15 protein-coding genes are annotated in these 15,839 nt (G+C 58.3%); 1 reads left to right on the plus strand and 14 read right to left on the minus strand.

Features of this window, described 5'->3' with window-relative positions; genetic code table 11:
• Nucleotides 1–37 precede the first annotated feature (37 nt).
• Nucleotides 38–1,591: a DEAD/DEAH box helicase gene (locus tag SULPSESMR1_RS09125; RefSeq protein WP_089422251.1), complete on the plus strand. Its 1,554-nt coding sequence runs from the start codon at nucleotides 38–40 to the stop codon at nucleotides 1,589–1,591.
• Nucleotides 1,592–1,679: 88 nt separating this feature from the next.
• Here SULPSESMR1_RS09125 and SULPSESMR1_RS09130 read toward each other — a convergent pair whose 3' ends face one another.
• The 14 genes from SULPSESMR1_RS09130 to nuoG all read right to left on the minus strand — a co-directional run bounded on the left by SULPSESMR1_RS09130 (nucleotide 1,680) and on the right by nuoG (nucleotide 15,836).
• The gene (locus SULPSESMR1_RS09130; protein WP_089420531.1) at nucleotides 1,680–2,105 is read right to left on the minus strand and encodes an OsmC family protein; all 426 of its coding nucleotides are present in this window, start codon (nucleotides 2,103–2,105) and stop codon (nucleotides 1,680–1,682) included.
• 83 nt (nucleotides 2,106–2,188) lie between these two features.
• On the minus strand, nucleotides 2,189–3,856 hold the full coding sequence (locus SULPSESMR1_RS09135) for a ribonuclease J (RefSeq protein ID WP_089420532.1): 1,668 nt from the start codon (nucleotides 3,854–3,856) through the stop codon (nucleotides 2,189–2,191).
• A 3-nt stretch (nucleotides 3,857–3,859) separates the two neighbouring features.
• The gene (locus SULPSESMR1_RS09140) at nucleotides 3,860–4,633 is read right to left on the minus strand and encodes a type III pantothenate kinase (RefSeq protein WP_089420533.1); all 774 of its coding nucleotides are present in this window, start codon (nucleotides 4,631–4,633) and stop codon (nucleotides 3,860–3,862) included.
• Between the two features lie 12 nt (nucleotides 4,634–4,645).
• Nucleotides 4,646–5,395, minus strand: coding sequence for a biotin--[acetyl-CoA-carboxylase] ligase (locus tag SULPSESMR1_RS09145; RefSeq protein ID WP_089420534.1), 750 nt, complete (start codon nucleotides 5,393–5,395; stop codon nucleotides 4,646–4,648).
• A 63-nt stretch (nucleotides 5,396–5,458) separates the two neighbouring features.
• Nucleotides 5,459–6,898 (minus strand): NADH-quinone oxidoreductase subunit NuoN, encoded by a 1,440-nt coding sequence (gene nuoN, locus SULPSESMR1_RS09150; RefSeq protein ID WP_089420535.1) that lies wholly within the window; start codon nucleotides 6,896–6,898, stop codon nucleotides 5,459–5,461.
• A gap of 16 nt (nucleotides 6,899–6,914) precedes the next feature.
• Entirely contained in the window at nucleotides 6,915–8,456 is a 1,542-nt protein-coding gene (locus tag SULPSESMR1_RS09155; protein WP_089420536.1) for an NADH-quinone oxidoreductase subunit M, read from the minus strand.
• Nucleotides 8,456–10,510 (minus strand): NADH-quinone oxidoreductase subunit L, encoded by a 2,055-nt coding sequence (gene nuoL / locus SULPSESMR1_RS09160; RefSeq protein WP_089420537.1) that lies wholly within the window; start codon nucleotides 10,508–10,510, stop codon nucleotides 8,456–8,458. The genes SULPSESMR1_RS09155 and nuoL overlap by 1 nt, the downstream gene beginning before the upstream one ends.
• A 4-nt stretch (nucleotides 10,511–10,514) precedes the next feature.
• Nucleotides 10,515–10,820: an NADH-quinone oxidoreductase subunit NuoK gene (gene nuoK, locus SULPSESMR1_RS09165; RefSeq protein WP_089420538.1), complete on the minus strand. Its 306-nt coding sequence runs from the start codon at nucleotides 10,818–10,820 to the stop codon at nucleotides 10,515–10,517.
• A 79-nt stretch (nucleotides 10,821–10,899) separates the two neighbouring features.
• The gene (locus tag SULPSESMR1_RS09170; protein ID WP_089420539.1) at nucleotides 10,900–11,502 is read right to left on the minus strand and encodes an NADH-quinone oxidoreductase subunit J; all 603 of its coding nucleotides are present in this window, start codon (nucleotides 11,500–11,502) and stop codon (nucleotides 10,900–10,902) included.
• Entirely contained in the window at nucleotides 11,499–11,897 is a 399-nt protein-coding gene (locus SULPSESMR1_RS09175; RefSeq protein WP_089420540.1) for a carboxymuconolactone decarboxylase family protein, read from the minus strand. Before SULPSESMR1_RS09175 ends, SULPSESMR1_RS09170 begins: the two co-directional genes overlap by 4 nt.
• On the minus strand, nucleotides 11,894–12,388 hold the full coding sequence (gene nuoI, locus SULPSESMR1_RS09180; RefSeq protein ID WP_089420541.1) for an NADH-quinone oxidoreductase subunit NuoI: 495 nt from the start codon (nucleotides 12,386–12,388) through the stop codon (nucleotides 11,894–11,896). Before nuoI ends, SULPSESMR1_RS09175 begins: the two co-directional genes overlap by 4 nt.
• A 2-nt stretch (nucleotides 12,389–12,390) precedes the next feature.
• Nucleotides 12,391–13,431: an NADH-quinone oxidoreductase subunit NuoH gene (gene nuoH, locus SULPSESMR1_RS09185; protein WP_089420542.1), complete on the minus strand. Its 1,041-nt coding sequence runs from the start codon at nucleotides 13,429–13,431 to the stop codon at nucleotides 12,391–12,393.
• 6 nt (nucleotides 13,432–13,437) lie between these two features.
• The gene (locus tag SULPSESMR1_RS09190; protein ID WP_198362774.1) at nucleotides 13,438–13,821 is read right to left on the minus strand and encodes a hypothetical protein; all 384 of its coding nucleotides are present in this window, start codon (nucleotides 13,819–13,821) and stop codon (nucleotides 13,438–13,440) included.
• Nucleotides 13,818–15,836: an NADH-quinone oxidoreductase subunit NuoG gene (gene nuoG, locus SULPSESMR1_RS09195; RefSeq protein ID WP_089420543.1), complete on the minus strand. Its 2,019-nt coding sequence runs from the start codon at nucleotides 15,834–15,836 to the stop codon at nucleotides 13,818–13,820. The genes SULPSESMR1_RS09190 and nuoG overlap by 4 nt, the downstream gene beginning before the upstream one ends.
• Nucleotides 15,837–15,839: the final 3 nt, after the last annotated feature.

Consider the following 15,839-nt stretch of genomic DNA (forward strand, 5'->3'; position numbering starts at 1 on the left):
CGCGGGCCAAGTCAGTGTCCGCAAACTTCGGACATACATGATAAAATTCTCAGATCTGAACCTGAATCCCAAAGTGCTGAAAGCCGTCGAGGAAGCAGGATACGAAACGCCGACCCCCATTCAGGCCGGTGCGATTCCCCCCGCCTTGGACGGACGCGACGTTTTGGGCATCGCCCAGACCGGCACAGGCAAGACCGCGGGCTTTGTTCTGCCCATGATCACTCTGCTGGCGCGTGGCCGCGCCCGGGCACGGATGCCGCGCAGTCTGGTTCTGTGCCCCACCCGCGAACTGGCCGCACAGGTTGCCGAAAACTTCGACACCTACACAAAACACCTGAAACTGACCAAGGCACTGTTGATTGGCGGTGTGTCGTTCAAGGAACAGGACACGCTGATCGACAAAGGCGTGGACGTGCTGATTGCCACACCGGGCCGTCTGTTGGACCATTTCGAACGCGGCAAGCTGATCCTGTCGGATGTGAAAGTTATGGTCGTAGACGAAGCCGACCGGATGCTGGATATGGGCTTTATCCCCGATATCGAACGCATTTTCGGGCTGACGCCGTTCACCCGCCAGACGCTGTTCTTCTCGGCCACTATGGCCCCCGAGATCGAGCGGATCACCAACACATTCCTCAGCAACCCCGCCCGCATCGAAGTGGCCCGTCAGGCCAGCGCCTCGGAGACGATCGAACAGGGCGTGGTCATGTTCAAAGCCTCGCGCAAGGATCGTGAAGCAACCGAAAAGCGCAAGGTTCTGCGTATGCTGATCGACGCCGAAGGCGACAAATGCACCAACGCAATCATCTTTTGCAACCGCAAGATGGATGTGGACACCGTATCCAAGTCGTTGAAAAAATACGGTTATGATGCCGCACCCATCCACGGTGATCTGGACCAAAGCCAGCGCACACGCACCTTGGACGGTTTTCGCGCAGGCGATCTGCGGTTCTTGGTGGCCTCGGACGTGGCGGCCCGTGGGCTGGACGTTCCAAGCGTCAGCCACGTGTTCAACTTTGATGTGCCCAGCCACGCCGAAGACTATGTTCACCGCATCGGCCGTACCGGTCGCGCAGGGCGTGACGGCAAGGCCATGATGATCTGCACGCCGCGCGACGAAAAGAATTTTGAAGACATCGAACGTCTGATCCAGCGTGAAATTCCGCGTATCGACAACCCACTGGGCCACATCGGTTCCGAAGCGCAGGGAGATACCGCAACCGAGACTGCGCCAGAGAAAAAACCGGCGTCAACCCGTTCGCGGTCACGCTCGCGCAGCCGCAAGACGGACGATACCCCGCAAGCCGAGGCGGCAGGTGACACCAAGGTCGAGATCAAACCCGCCGCAGCGCCCAAACAGACCGAAAAGCCAGTCGCGGAAGTACAGCCCGAACCAACCCCCGTTGCGCAGCCTGACAGCCGCACAGACAGTGCAGAGAATAGCCGTCCGAACGCATCCGAGAACAAGCGCAGCACGTCCAGCCGCGCGCGCGGTGGTCGGGATGATCGCGGTGGCAACCGCGTAACAGGTCTGGGCGATCATACGCCGACCTTCATCGAGAAAAGCTTTGCAGAACGCTACGACGGCTAAAGCACTGCTTTAAATGAAAAATGCGCGTCAGGCCAATCGCCCGACGCGCATTTTTTATGGGTCAAAAGCCCAAGATGTCAGAACGGGTTCAGACCAATTCTGCATCCATTGTGATCTCGGCATTCAGCAGCTTCGAGATCGGGCAGTTTTCCTTGGCGGTCTTGGCACATTCGTCAAAGGTAACCTTGTCCGCGCCGGGGATGCTCGCCTTCAGGTCCAAGTGAATGTTGGTCACTTCAAAGCCTGAGTCTTTTTTCTCAAGCGATACGGCGGCTGTGGTTTCAATGCTGTCCGCAGCCAGACCTTTTTCACCAAGGATCATGCTCAGCGCCATCGAAAAGCAGCTTGCGTGGGCTGCGCCAATCAACTCTTCGGGGTTGGTGCCGTTACCGTCTTCGAAACGGGTGTTAAAGCCATAGGGCTGATCTTTCAGCACACCGCTTTCAGTTGAAACATAACCTTTGCCGGCCTTCAGGTCGCCGGACCATTTTGCGGAACCGCTTTTCTTAATCATGAAACTCTCCTTTACCCGTGAAAAGGGGCGCAAAGCATGCACCCCCGTTGATTGATAACGCGGAAAGAAGCGGTTCGGTTCCGTCAAGTCAGACGACTGATGATCACTGTAACCTCGGGCTTTTTACCGATCTCGTTCTGTGCGGTGTTGCGCACGGTTCGGCGCAATGCCTGCTCCAGCGCTTCGTCGTCGCGCATGGTTTTGGGATCAGCACGCCCCAGAAACTGGCTGAGGTCCGCTTCCAGCACTTCGACCAGTGGCGCGTTGCTGCTGCCGGTTTCCGCGATGCCCATTGTTTCGCACCACGGATCGCCCAGCGGTTCGTCGTGCTCGTCGATGATCAGCGTCACAACAACGTGCCCGTTCAGCGCCATCCGGATACGGTCGCGCACAACCCCGTCCAGCGCACCGATCTGCACCGATCCATCCAGATAGGTGCGACCTGTCTCAACGTATTCAGCGACCTTGGGGGCATTGCCGGTCAGGTCGATCATCATGCCATTGACGGCCAGAACACCCTGAAGGCCACTGGCATCAGCAATTTTGGTGTGTTCACGCAGGTGGCGGTGTTCGCCGTGCATGGGCACCAGAATCTGCGGTTTGACCACCGCGTGCATCTCTTCCAGATCGGGACGGTTGGCGTGGCCACTGACGTGGTAGTGGCCGCTGTTGTCGTCAACAATATCCACGCCCATTTCCGAAAACGCGTTCATGATCTGGATCACGCCACGTTCGTTGCCGGGGATGGTTTTGGACGAAAACAGGAACGTGTCGCCCTTTTTCATCTCAAGACCCATGTATTTGCCACGGGCCAGTTGCGCGCTGGCGGCACGGCGTTCGCCCTGACTGCCGGTGACCAGCAGCAACAGGTTCTCGCGCGGGATGCTGCGGGCATCTTCGGGGGCGACAACTTGGGGGAATTCGGTCAACACGCCGGATTCTACCGATGCTTCAACCATCCGCTTCATCGCGCGTCCCAGCAGAACAATCGACCGCCCTGCCCGTTCGCCCGCTTCGGCCAGCGTTTTCACCCGTGCCACGTTCGACGCGAATGTGGTGGCGACAACCATGCCGGTGGCCGCATTCATCATCTTTTCGATCTCGGGGCCGACGGTCACTTCGGACCGGCCCGCGTGGGGTGAAAAGACATTTGTGCTGTCACAGACCAACGCTTTGACGCCGCCCTTGGACACGTCGGCCCACAGTTCGGGATCCCACGCCTCGCCCACCAGCGGTGTGCGGTCCAGCTTGAAATCGCCTGAGTGAATCACGCGGCCTGCGGGGCTGTCGATAACCAGACCCGAACTTTCGGGGATCGAATGCGAGATCGGCAAAAAGCCGACCTTGAACGGGCCCACATCAATCTGATCGGGCCATGCTTCAAGCACGGTCACGGCATCGGCAGGGTGGCCGTTTTCGGCCATCTTGCGTTTGGCATGGTTGGCGGTGAACGCCCGCGCAAAAATCGGTGCCTCGAGGCGGCCATAGGTATGTGCAACCGCACCAATGTGGTCCTCATGCGCGTGGGTGACGAACACAGCCTCGATCCGGTCGCGGCGTTCTTCCAGCCAGCTGATGTCAGGCAGGATCAGGTCCACACCCGGCGTGCTGTCCATGTCGGGAAAGGCCACGCCGATGTCCACAACGATCAGACGTTCCTTTTCGGGTTTACCATAGCCATAAACATAGCAGTTCATGCCAATTTCGCCCGCCCCACCGAGGGGCAGGTAGATCAATCTTTCACTACTCATAGGTCAGTTATTTTCCTTGTTATATCGATGGATCACGGTCAGCCCGTGCATCGTCAAATCATCATGAAATTCGTCAAACAGGTCTTCAGTCTGCTGGAACAATGGTGCCAGTCCGCCGGTCGAGATAATTTTCATCTCGCGCGCCCGTTCGCCCTTAATCCGCGCACATATCTCTTTCACCAATCCAACGTAACCCCAAAAGACCCCGGATTGCATACAGGCAACAGTGTTGGTCCCGATCACGTTCTGCGGTTTGGCGATGTCCACATGCGGCAAAGCGGCGGCTGCGTGGTGCAACGCCTCAAGGCTGAGGTTCACACCCGGCGCGATGACCCCGCCGATATAGGCGCCATCCGAACTGACCACATCAAAGGTGGTCGCGGTGCCAAAATCCACCACAATCAGATCGCCGCCATACATGTCATGGCCTGCCACAGTGTTCACCAACCGGTCAGGGCCGACTGCGGTGCCCGTGTCCACGCGCACATCGACAGGCAGCAGGCAATCGGGCTTGCCCACCACAATCGGACGCGTGTGAAAGTAACGGTCGGCCAGAACGCGCAGGTTGAACACCACACGCGGCACGGTCGAACTGATAATCATGTCGGTGATGTCCACCTCGATCTGGTAGAATTTGATCAGCGTCGAAAGCCAGACATAATACTGGTCTGCCGTGCGCTGCCAATCCGTCGACGTACGCCATGTACCAATGAACGCCTCGCCGTTCCAGATCGAAAACACCGTGTTCGTGTTGCCGCAGTCAATCGCCAGAAGCATCCTCGGCCCCCCTTAGAAATAGACGTCTGCCGCCGCAATGGTCACGCGGCCTTTGGACGTGTCGAGTACAAGATTGCCCGCACCGTCTACCTCGACAAAAGTGCCGGTGGTTTCGTCGCGGGTGGTGCGGGCGGTGATAACCTCGCCCAGTCGTGCGGCGTGGCTCATCCAAGCCGCGCGGATCGGCGCAAAGCCGTAAGTTGAAAATTGGTCTTCAAAGCGGGCATAGGCCGCGGCCAGAAGGTCCAGAAAATCTTCGGGGGTGATTGTGGTGCCCAGCTCGCCTTTCAGTGATACGGGCCGCACAGCGCCCGCCTCGACGTCGGCAACTGCTGGGGCCGTTGCAAGGTTCACCCCGATGCCGATGGCCAGGTGGCGCAGTTGCGGTCCCTGCCCCGTACTCTCCAGCAGAATGCCAGCCAGCTTGCCGCCGCGCAGCAGCACATCGTTGGGCCATTTCAGTGAAAAGTCATCCGACCGCCCTGTCGCGGCCACCAATGCCTCGCGCAATGCAAGCGAGGCCACGAAAGACCGCAACGCGGCATCCCCCGCCGCGCCCGAAACCGGCAACAGCAAGGTTGCCGCAAAATTGCCCTCAGGCATGACCCAAGGCCGCCCGCGCCGACCACGCGCCGCTGTCTGTACTTCGGCCATGATCCAGATCGGGCCTGCTGCGTCGGTCGCCATACGTGCCGCTTCGGACAGCGTTGAATCCACGCTGTGCATCAGGCGACGCCCGTATCCTTCAGGCCATCCGGTCATGTCTTCGCTGGTTCAAAAATGGCACCGCCGGAGGCGCCGACGCGTGCCACCTGCGTCACCGGATCAGTTGACAAGAGACGCAGCCGCCGCAGCCGCAGCGCCTTCGACGCCGAACATATTCACAATGCCCAGCACCATCACAGCAGCGGATGCCATCAGGAAGCCCCAAAGCACGGGCGACTTGCCGCCATCCAGCCCTTCGGCGTTTTCATCTCCAAAGTACATGTAGAACACGATGCGCAGATAGTAGAATGCGCCAATCACCGACGCCACCACACCAGCCACGGCCAGCCATGCCAGCCCGCCTTCATAGGCGGCGCGCAGCACGTAAAGCTTGCCGAAGAAACCCAGCATCGGCGGCACGCCCGCAAGGCTGAACAGCAGCACCAGCATCGCCAGCGCCTTGCCCGGTTCGCGTTTGGAATACATGTTCAGCGATCTGGTATCGACCACCGGTTGCCCGTCACGCTCCATCATCAGGACAAAGGCAAAGGTGCCGACGTTCATCGTCACATAGATCGCCATATAGACCAGCATCGCCTGCACACCGAATACAGTCCCCGCCGCCAGGCCCATCAACGCATAGCCCATATGGGCAATCGACGAATAGGCCATCAGGCGTTTGATATTGGTCTGGCCAATGGCTGCCACAGCACCCAGAAACATCGACAACACAGAAATCAGCGCAATCACCTGTTGCCAGTCACCAACCGCGCCGCCAAAGGCGTCGTGCATCACGCGGGCAAACAGGCCCATCGCGGCAACTTTGGGGGCCGTGGCGAAAAAGGCTGTAATGGGTGTTGGCGCGCCTTCGTAGACGTCTGGTGTCCACATGTGAAACGGCACGGCAGACACCTTGAACGCCAGCCCCGAGATCACAAGCACCAGACCCAGCAGCAGCCCGATCGACACATCACCCGATTGCGTGGTCTGGATGATACCCGAGAACAATGTGGTGCCCGAGTAGCCGTAAACCAGCGATGCCCCGTAAAGCAGCAAGCCCGAGCTTAGCGCGCCCAGCACAAAATACTTCAGGCCCGCTTCGGTCGATTTGATCGAGTCGCGGCGCAAGGACGCAACCACGTAAAGCGCCAGCGATTGCAGTTCCAGCCCCATATAGAGTGACATCAGATCGCCCGCGCTGACCATCACCATCATGCCCACCACAGCCAGCGTGATAAGGATCGGATATTCGAACCGCAGCAGCCCGCGTGCGGACATATACCCTTCGGACATGGCCAGAACTGCGGCGGCGGACAGCAGCAGCGTCACCTTGGCAAAGCGCGAAAAGCTGTCATCGATGAACATGCCACCAAACCCGACGTGGGTCTCTGGCGCCGCCAACCCGACCCAAAGCGCCACCAGCACGAACAACGCCGAGGTTGCCCAGACCAGCGCGGGGCCCAGTGCATCCTTGCCGGTGTAGACTGCGCCCAAAAGGCCCAGCATTGCAAAGCAGGCCAGAACAATCTCGGGAAGAATAAACGTCAGATCAGCGGACATAGGTCCCGTTCCTTTATCAGTTTCCGGCCACTTGGGTCACAGCATTTGCTGCGGCCGTGGCCGTGTCGTAGTTGTTGACCAGTGCGGAAACCGACGGCCCGATGATGTCCAGCACAAGGGCCGGATAGACGCCCAACAGCAGCGTCATCGCCACCAAGGGTGCAAAAATCAGCTTTTCGCGGCGGGTCATGTCTTTGATGGCTTTCAGACTTTCCTTGATCAGGTCACCCATCACCACGCGACGATACAGCCACAGCGCATAGGCCGCCGAGAAAATCACACCGGTCGTGGCCACTGCCGCAACCCACGTGTTTACCTGAAAGACACCGACCAGCGTCAGGAATTCACCGACAAAACCTGACGTCCCCGGAAGGCCCACGTTGGCCATCGTGAAGAACATAAAGATCATCGCATAGGATGGCATCCGGTTGACCAGACCGCCATAGGCGTCGATCTCGCGGGTATGCATCCGGTCATAAATGACGCCGACACACAGGAACAATGCACCCGAGATAAAGCCGTGGCTGATCATCTGGAAAATCGCACCGTCCAGACCTTGCTGGTTAAAGGTGAAAATACCCATCGTCACAAAGCCCATATGCGCGACCGACGAATAAGCAATCAGCTTTTTCATGTCTTCCTGCACCAGTGCGACCAAGGACGTATAAACGATCGCAATCGCAGACATCCACAGCACGACAGGCGCCAGCAGTTCGGACCCCACAGGGAACATGGGCAGGCTGAACCGCAAGAAGCCATAGCCACCCATCTTCAACAGGATCGCGGCCAGAACCACCGACCCCGCCGTGGGGGCCTGAACGTGGGCATCAGGCAACCATGTGTGGACGGGCCACATCGGCATCTTGACCGCAAAGCTGGCAAAGAACGCAAGAAACATCAGTGTCTGCATGCCGCCGACAATCTGGATACCCAGAATGTTGAAGGTGCCGTATTCAAATTCGTGGTTCAGAAGCTGCACAATATCTGTCGTGCCCGCGTCCGAGAACATCGCAACCATAGCCACCAGCATCAGCACCGAGCCAAGGAAGGTGTAGAGGAAGAACTTGAAGCTGGCATAGATGCGGTTCGCGCCCCCCCAGATGCCGATGATCAGAAACATCGGAATCAGGCCTGCTTCGAAGAACAGGTAGAACAGCACCAGATCCAGCGCCATGAACACGCCCAGCATGAGCGTTTCCAGCAGCAGGAACGCAATCATATATTCCTTGACCCGCGTTTCCACGTTCCAGCTGGCCGCAATCACCATTGGCATCATAAAGGTGGTCAGCATCACGAACAGAACGCTGATGCCGTCAACGCCCATCTTGTATTGCAGACCCAACAGCCAGTCAGCCTGTTCCACAAACTGGAAACCGGTGTTGCCGGGGTCGAATTCGAACAGGATGAACAGCGACACAAGGAAGGTGGCCGTGGTGGCGAACATCGCCACCCATTTGGCATTGCGCTGCGCTGCAGCATCGCTGCCGCGCAGGAACAGGGCCAGGATCAGGGCCGCCAGAGCGGGGATAAACGTGGTAATGGAAAGAAGGTTGTCCATCAGTTCGCCCCTCCGAGGGTCATCCATGTGATCAAAACGGCAATCCCGATGACCATCGCGAAGGCATAGGTAAAGATATAGCCAGACTGCGCACGGCCAGCCAGACGGGTCAGGAAGGGCACGATACCCATCGCAACACCGTTCAGCGTGCCATCAATGACGTTGCCATCGCCCTTTTTCCAAAGCATGCGACCAATCCATTTGGCTGGCCGCACAAAGACGACATCGTAAAACTCGTCAAAGTACCATTTGTTCTTGAGGAACAGATAGATCGGACGCTGGTTGTCCGCCAGTCGCGCAGGCAGTGTCGGGTTCCAGATGTAGAACCACAGCGCCATGATCAACCCGCCCAGCATCGCGATAAAGGGCGAAACTTTGACCCATGCGGGGGCGGCGTGCGCGTCATCCAGAACATGGTTGTCGGGTGCCATAAACAACCCACCCTCGCCGGGTTGTCCTGCGAATGCGTAATGGTGTTCGCCTTCGGTTGCGTGATCTTCAGCAGCGCCATCGGCACCCGCTTCAGCCACGGGAATGCCATAGAATTTGCCAACCTGATCGGCATGACCGAAAAAGCTGTTGTACCACAGCATACCTGCAAAAATCGCACCCAGTGACAGAACGCCCAGCGGGATCAACATGACCATCGGGCTTTCGTGCGCATGATCATGCGTGTGCTTGTCGCCGCGCGCTGTGCCAAAGAAGGTCAGGAAGATCAGACGCCAACTGTAAAAGCTTGTCATCGCGGCGGCAATCACCAGCGCCCAGAACCCGTACATCGACCCGCCTGCATAGGCGCTCTCGATAATCGCATCCTTGGACAGGAAGCCCGCGAACCCGATGTGGGTCAACGGAATGCCGACACCGGTGATGGCCAGCGTGCCGATCATCATTGCAGCAAAGGTATAGGGAATTTTCTTACGCAGACCGCCATAGTTGGTCATATCCTGCTCGTGGTGCATCGCATGAATGACCGAACCCGCCCCCAAGAAAAGCATCGCCTTGAAGAAGGCGTGTGTGAACAGATGGAACATCGCCGCCGAATACATGCCGACGCCTGCGGCGACAAACATATAGCCCAGCTGCGAACAGGTCGAATAAGCGATCACCCGTTTGATGTCGGTCTGCACCAGCCCCACGGTGGCCGCAAAAAAGGCCGTCGTGGCACCGATAAAGGTGATGAACATGGTCGCTTCGGGGGCGAATTCCATGATCGGCGACATGCGGCAGATCAGGAACACACCGGCGGTGACCATTGTCGCCGCGTGGATCAGCGCCGACACAGGTGTCGGACCTTCCATCGCGTCGGGCAGCCATGTGTGCAGGAACAGTTGCGCCGATTTGCCCATCGCACCGATGAACAGCAGGATCGCAATCACGTTGGCCGCATTCCATTCCCCCCAAAGGAACGAAAGCTGCGTCTCGGCCAATCCAGGGGCCGCTGCAAACACATCGTCAAAACGAATGCTGTCGGTCAGCAAGAACAGCGCGAAGATGCCCAAGGAAAAGCCGAAGTCACCCACACGGTTGACCACAAACGCCTTGATCGCGGCAGCGTTGGCCGACGGCTTGCGATAATAAAAGCCGATCAGCAGGTACGAGGCAACGCCCACGCCTTCCCAGCCAAAGAACATCTGGACCAGATTGTCCGAGGTCACCAACATCAGCATCGCGAAGGTAAAGAACGACAGATAGGCGAAAAAGCGTGGCTTATAGCTTTCGCTGTCTTTCCACTGCGGGTCTTTGTCCATGTACCCGAACGAATACAGATGCACGAGGCTGGAGACCGTGGTGATCACGATCAGCATGATCGCGGTCAGACGGTCCAGGCGGATTGACCAATCGGTGCTCAGCGATCCACTTTCGATCCAGCGCAATATCTGGATCTGTTCGGTGGTGCCATCGAACGTCAGAAACACAACCCACGACAACAACGCGGACAGGAACAACAGCCCCGTAGCGATCGACATTGCCGCCGTCTCGCCAAAGGCGCGCCAGCCAAAGCCGCACAGAAGTGCGCCGACCAGAGGGGCAAATAGGATAGTCAGTTCCATGAATTCAGCCCTTCATCACGTTGACGTCTTCAACCGCGATGGTGCCACGGTTGCGGAAGAAACACACAAGGATCGCAAGGCCGATCGCGGCCTCGGCAGCGGCGACCGTCAGCACGAACAGGGTAAACACCTGCCCGACGAGATCGCCGAGGAAACTGGAAAAGGCCACAAAATTGATGTTCACCGCCAACAGCATCAATTCAATGCTCATCAGCAGGATGATGACGTTCTTGCGGTTCAGGAAAAGCCCGAAGATGCCGATGACAAACAGCGTAGCTGCCACTGTCAGGTAATGTTCAAGTCCGATCATTCTCGTCCCTCGGCTTTTGGTATTGTATTGTTGCAGGCAACCGCAAAGCTGCCATTTGGGATCGCACGCGCAAGGTCCATTACAGCCCCTGCCCCGATTTCACGTCTTTCAGTTCCATCGCCTTGGCCGGATCACGCATCATCTGTGCCACGACGTCCTGACGTTTCACATCCTTGCGATGGCGCAGCGTCAGAACGATCGCGCCGATCATCGCCACCAACAGGATCAGACCGGCCAGTTGGAACAGCAGGAAATACTGGTCGTACAGGATCAGCCCCAAGGCTTCTGTGTTATGCCGGTCCAGCGGGATCGTCTGCGCGCGCAGCCCTTCGGCGGCGGCGTTGCTTTCCCATGCCCCAAAGGCCATGACGAATTGCATCAAGATCACCAGACCAATCAGCAGCGCCAGCGGCATATAACGCGCCATCTCGGCCTTAAGCTCGGCAAAATCCACGTCCAGCATCATCACGACAAACAGGAACAGAACCGCGACCGCGCCCACATAGACAATGACCAGCAGCATCGCGACGAATTCGGCACCCAGCAGCACGAACAGGCCCGCAGCCGACAAAAACGACAGGATCAACCACAGCACCGAATGTACGGGGTTGCGGCTGATGACCGTGAACAGCCCACCGGCGATCACCGAGATCGCAAACAGGTAAAAGGCAAAAACGCTCATGTCTCTTTGTCCTCTTTCATAACGGCCTGCGCCAGTTCCATGGCCTTGGTCGTTGCGGGGATGCCTGCAAACATCGACATCATCGCTATCGTTTCGCTGATATGCTGGTCGCTGGCGCCTGCCTCGACCGCGTGGCGTACCGTCTGGCGCACCGCAATTTCATTCTGAGCGCCCTGCATCACCAACCCTGCCAGCGTCAGCAACAACCGTGTCCGCGCGTCCAGCCCGCCTTCGTTAAAGGCGTTGCCGAACATCGCTTCCATCATATCCTTGGACATGGTCGGAAACATGCCTTCGAACTTGCGCACGTCGAATGCTTCCATTGCGGGAAAGGCTTTGGCCATTTCCTGCATCTGGGCCATCATCGCGGCAAAGGGGTTGGCAGCATCGGTCATCGGTAAGGTGCATCCAGTTCCAGATTGCGGGCAATCTCGGCTTCCCAGCGGTCACCGTTTTCCAACAGCTTGGTCTTGTCGTAAAACAGCTCTTCGCGGGTCTCGGTCGAGAACTCAAAATTCGGACCTTCGACAATCGCATCGACAGGGCACGCTTCCTGACAGAAACCGCAATAGATGCATTTGGTCATGTCGATGTCGTACCGCGTGGTGCGGCGGCTGCCGTCTTCGCGGGGTTCTGCGTCGATGGTGATCGCCTGCGCAGGGCAGATCGCCTCGCACAGTTTGCACGCAATGCAACGCTCTTCGCCGTTGGGATAGCGGCGCAGCGCGTGTTCCCCGCGAAAACGCGGGCTCAGCGGCCCCTTTTCGTGGGGATAGTTCAGCGTCGCCTTGGGCCGGAAAAAGTATTTCAGCCCCAGCTTCATGCCGCCCCAGAAGTCCTGAAGCAGAAAATATTTCGCCGCGCGGGTATAGTCGATCTGAGTCATGCTTAGCCCCCTACGGTCCAGCGCGCATAGACGCCCCAGAACCATTCGAATTTTGCAGCAAAGGCCACGAAGACCACCCAAACCAAGCTGAACGGCAGGAACACTTTCCAGCCCAGACGCATCAACTGGTCATAGCGGTAGCGTGGCGTGATTGCCTTGACCATCGAGAAGATGAAAAAGACAAAGCCCATTTTCAGGATCATCCAGACAATTCCGTCGGGCAGGAACGGAACCGGTGACAACCAGCCGCCAAAGAACATCAGCGAGATCAGCGCACACATCAGAACCACGGCGACCAATTCACCGATCATGAACAGCAGGAACGGCGTGGACGAATATTCCACCTGATAGCCCGCAACCAGTTCCGATTCAGCCTCGGGCAAATCGAACGGCGGGCGGTTGGTTTCGGCAAGCGCCGAGATCAGGAACAGGAACAGCATCGGGAAGTGCGGCAACCAGTACCAGTTGAACACGCCCCAATCACCGTCTTGCGATGTCACGATATCGCCGAAGTTCATCGAACCCGACGACAGGATAACGCCGATGATGATCAAGCCGATGCTGACCTCATAGGAAATCATCTGCGCCGCAGACCGCAGCGATCCAAGGAACGGGTATTTCGAGTTCGACGCCCAGCCGCCCATGATTACGCCGTATACCTCAAGCGAGGACACGGCAAAGACATAGAGGATGGCGACGTTGATGTCCGACAGCACCCAGCCGTCATTGAACGGGATCACCGCCCACGCGATCAGCGCCATGACAAGGCTGACCATCGGCGCCATAAAAAACACCGACTTGTCGGCACCGGCAGGCACCACCACCTCTTTGACGATATATTTGCCAAAGTCCGCAAAACTTTGCAGCAGGCCAAAGATGCCCACAACGTTGGGGCCGCGCCGCATCTGGACAGCAGCCCAGATTTTGCGGTCGGCATACATCAGGAACGCCAAGGCGACCAGAAGCGGAATCACCAGCAGGAAAATCTGCCCGATGATCAACAGGGCAATGCCCAACGGATGGTTCATGAAAAAGTCAGCCATAGGTCCTCACACCGTCGGTATCCCTTTTTCCGCACAGTTGGCAGCCTCGACTTCGGCGTCGATGGTGCGCAATCCGCGCGGCAAGGATGGCGAGATGGTGTAAACAGCATCTGCCTGCCACACGCCACCCTCTTCGTTTACATTTGTCCGCACATGACGCGCAAATCCGTATCCCCGGATCAGCGTATAGCCAGCTGCGGCGCATTGCGCATAGTCAGACACGTCCTGCGTGCTGAGCGCATTTGTCATTTCCACGTTGAACTGCACCAAATCGTTGTCCAGCAATGACGTCCGAACGCCCCGGTAATCGGGAATCAAACGTTCTGCCGTGATCTCCGGCTCGGAACAGGCGCACAGGGGCGCCAAGGCTATGAGGCCCGCGCGGATCATTCCGCAGCCATCGCCCCTTGCAAACGTGCCTTGGCGCTGGCGCTAAGTTCGGCCATCAGCGGGCTCGAACGCGCAATCGGGTTGGTCAGATAGAAATCCGACACCGCCCCGCGGAACGGCGCATCGCCCAGCTTGCCTGTCGCCACGGGCTGCCATGCATTCTCGGGAACCTCGTCCAGATCGGCAATATGCGGCACCGCTTCGACCAGTGCAGTGCGCAGGCTGGCCAGATTGTCATAGGACAGAACCGCGTCCATCTCACCCGACAGCGCGCGCAGGATGGCCCAGTTTTCCTTGGCCATACCGGGTGCAAAGCTGGCGCGTTGGGCCAGTTGCGGGCGGCCTTCGGTGTTGATGAACACGCCGCTTTCTTCGGTATAGGCGGCGGCGGGCAGGATCACATCGGCACGGTGTGCGCCACGGTCGCCATGGCTGCCCTGATAGATGACAAAGGCACCTTCGCCAATCTCGACTTCGTCGGCACCAAGGTTATAGATCACATCGGCCTCGGTCACCGCATCCATGCCGCGATCGTTCACCGCACCCACATCCATCGCACCCACGCGGGACGCGGCGGTGTGCAGCACCATGAATTTCGATTTGGTATCTTCGGCCAGCTTCATCGCAGCAGCCAGAACCGCGGCGCCGTCCGCCTCTTGCAAGGCGCCCTGACCCACGATCACAATTGACGGTGCATCCAGAACATCGCCATAGTCTTTGCCCAGCAGGCTGTTCAGCGCGGCGCGGTCGGTGCCCACATGCGCGTAATCATATGTCAAATCAGCGGCTTCGCCCACCAGACCCACGTTGGCACCTGCGGCCCATGCCTTGCGGATGCGCGCGTTCAGCACCGGTGCTTCAATGCGGGGATTGGTGCCGATCAGTTGGATGAATTTGGCCGTGTCGATGTCTTCGATCCGCGCGGTCCCTGCATAGGCAGACCGGTTGCCCGCCTCAAGCCTGGCGCCATCGGTGCGACATTCGACGACACCGCCCTGCCCCTCGATCAACTGTTTCAGTGCAAAGATCGCCTCGACAGGAGCCAGATCGCCAACCAGACCGGCCAGTTTCCCGGCACCTTTGATTTTCGCGGCTGCCAGTTGCAGCGCTTCGCCCCAATCGGCTTTGCGCAGCTTGCCGTTTTCTCGGATGTAAGGCGTGTCCAGACGTTGCCGGCGCAGCCCGTCCCAGACGAAACGGGTCTTGTCCGAAATCCACTCTTCGTTCACGCCATCGTGGTTCAATGGCAGAAAACGCATGACTTCGCGGCCCTTGGTGTCCACGCGAATGGATGATCCAAGCGCGTCCATTACGTCAATGCTCTCGGTTTTACTCAGTTCCCACGGACGGGCTGTAAAGGCATAGGGCTTCGAGACCAGCGCGCCGACAGGGCACAGGTCGATGATGTTGCCCTGCAAATTCGAATCCAGCGTTTCGCCCAGATAGGACGTAATCTCGGCGTCTTCGCCGCGACCAGTCTGGCCCATCTGGGTGATGCCAGCAACCTCGGTGGTGAAGCGCACGCAACGGGTACATGAAATGCACCGCGTCATGTGGGTTTCGACCAGCGGACCCAGATCCAGATCCACGTTCGCACGCTTGGGCTCACGGTAACGGCTGAAATCAACGCCGTAAGCCATCGCCTGATCTTGCAGGTCGCATTCGCCGCCCTGATCACAGATCGGGCAATCCAGCGGGTGGTTGATCAGCAGGAATTCCATCACGCCCTCGCGGGCCTTTTTGACCATCGGGCTGTTGGTTTTCACCACTGGCGGCTGGCCTTCGGGGCCGGGGCGCAGATCGCGCACCTGCATGGCGCAGGACGCCGCAGGCTTGGGCGGGCCGCCAACGACCTCGACCAGACACATCCGACAGTTGCCTGCAATCGTCAGCCGCTCGTGGTAGCAAAAGCGTGGAACCTCGATACCGGCTTGCTCACAAGCCTGAATCAGGGTCATTGCCCCGTCTACTTCGATTTCGTGGCCGTCGATGATGATCTTGCGAAGGTCGCTCATGCG

This window comes from Pseudosulfitobacter pseudonitzschiae, assembly GCF_002222635.1.
Classification (GTDB): domain Bacteria; phylum Pseudomonadota; class Alphaproteobacteria; order Rhodobacterales; family Rhodobacteraceae; genus Pseudosulfitobacter; species Pseudosulfitobacter pseudonitzschiae_A.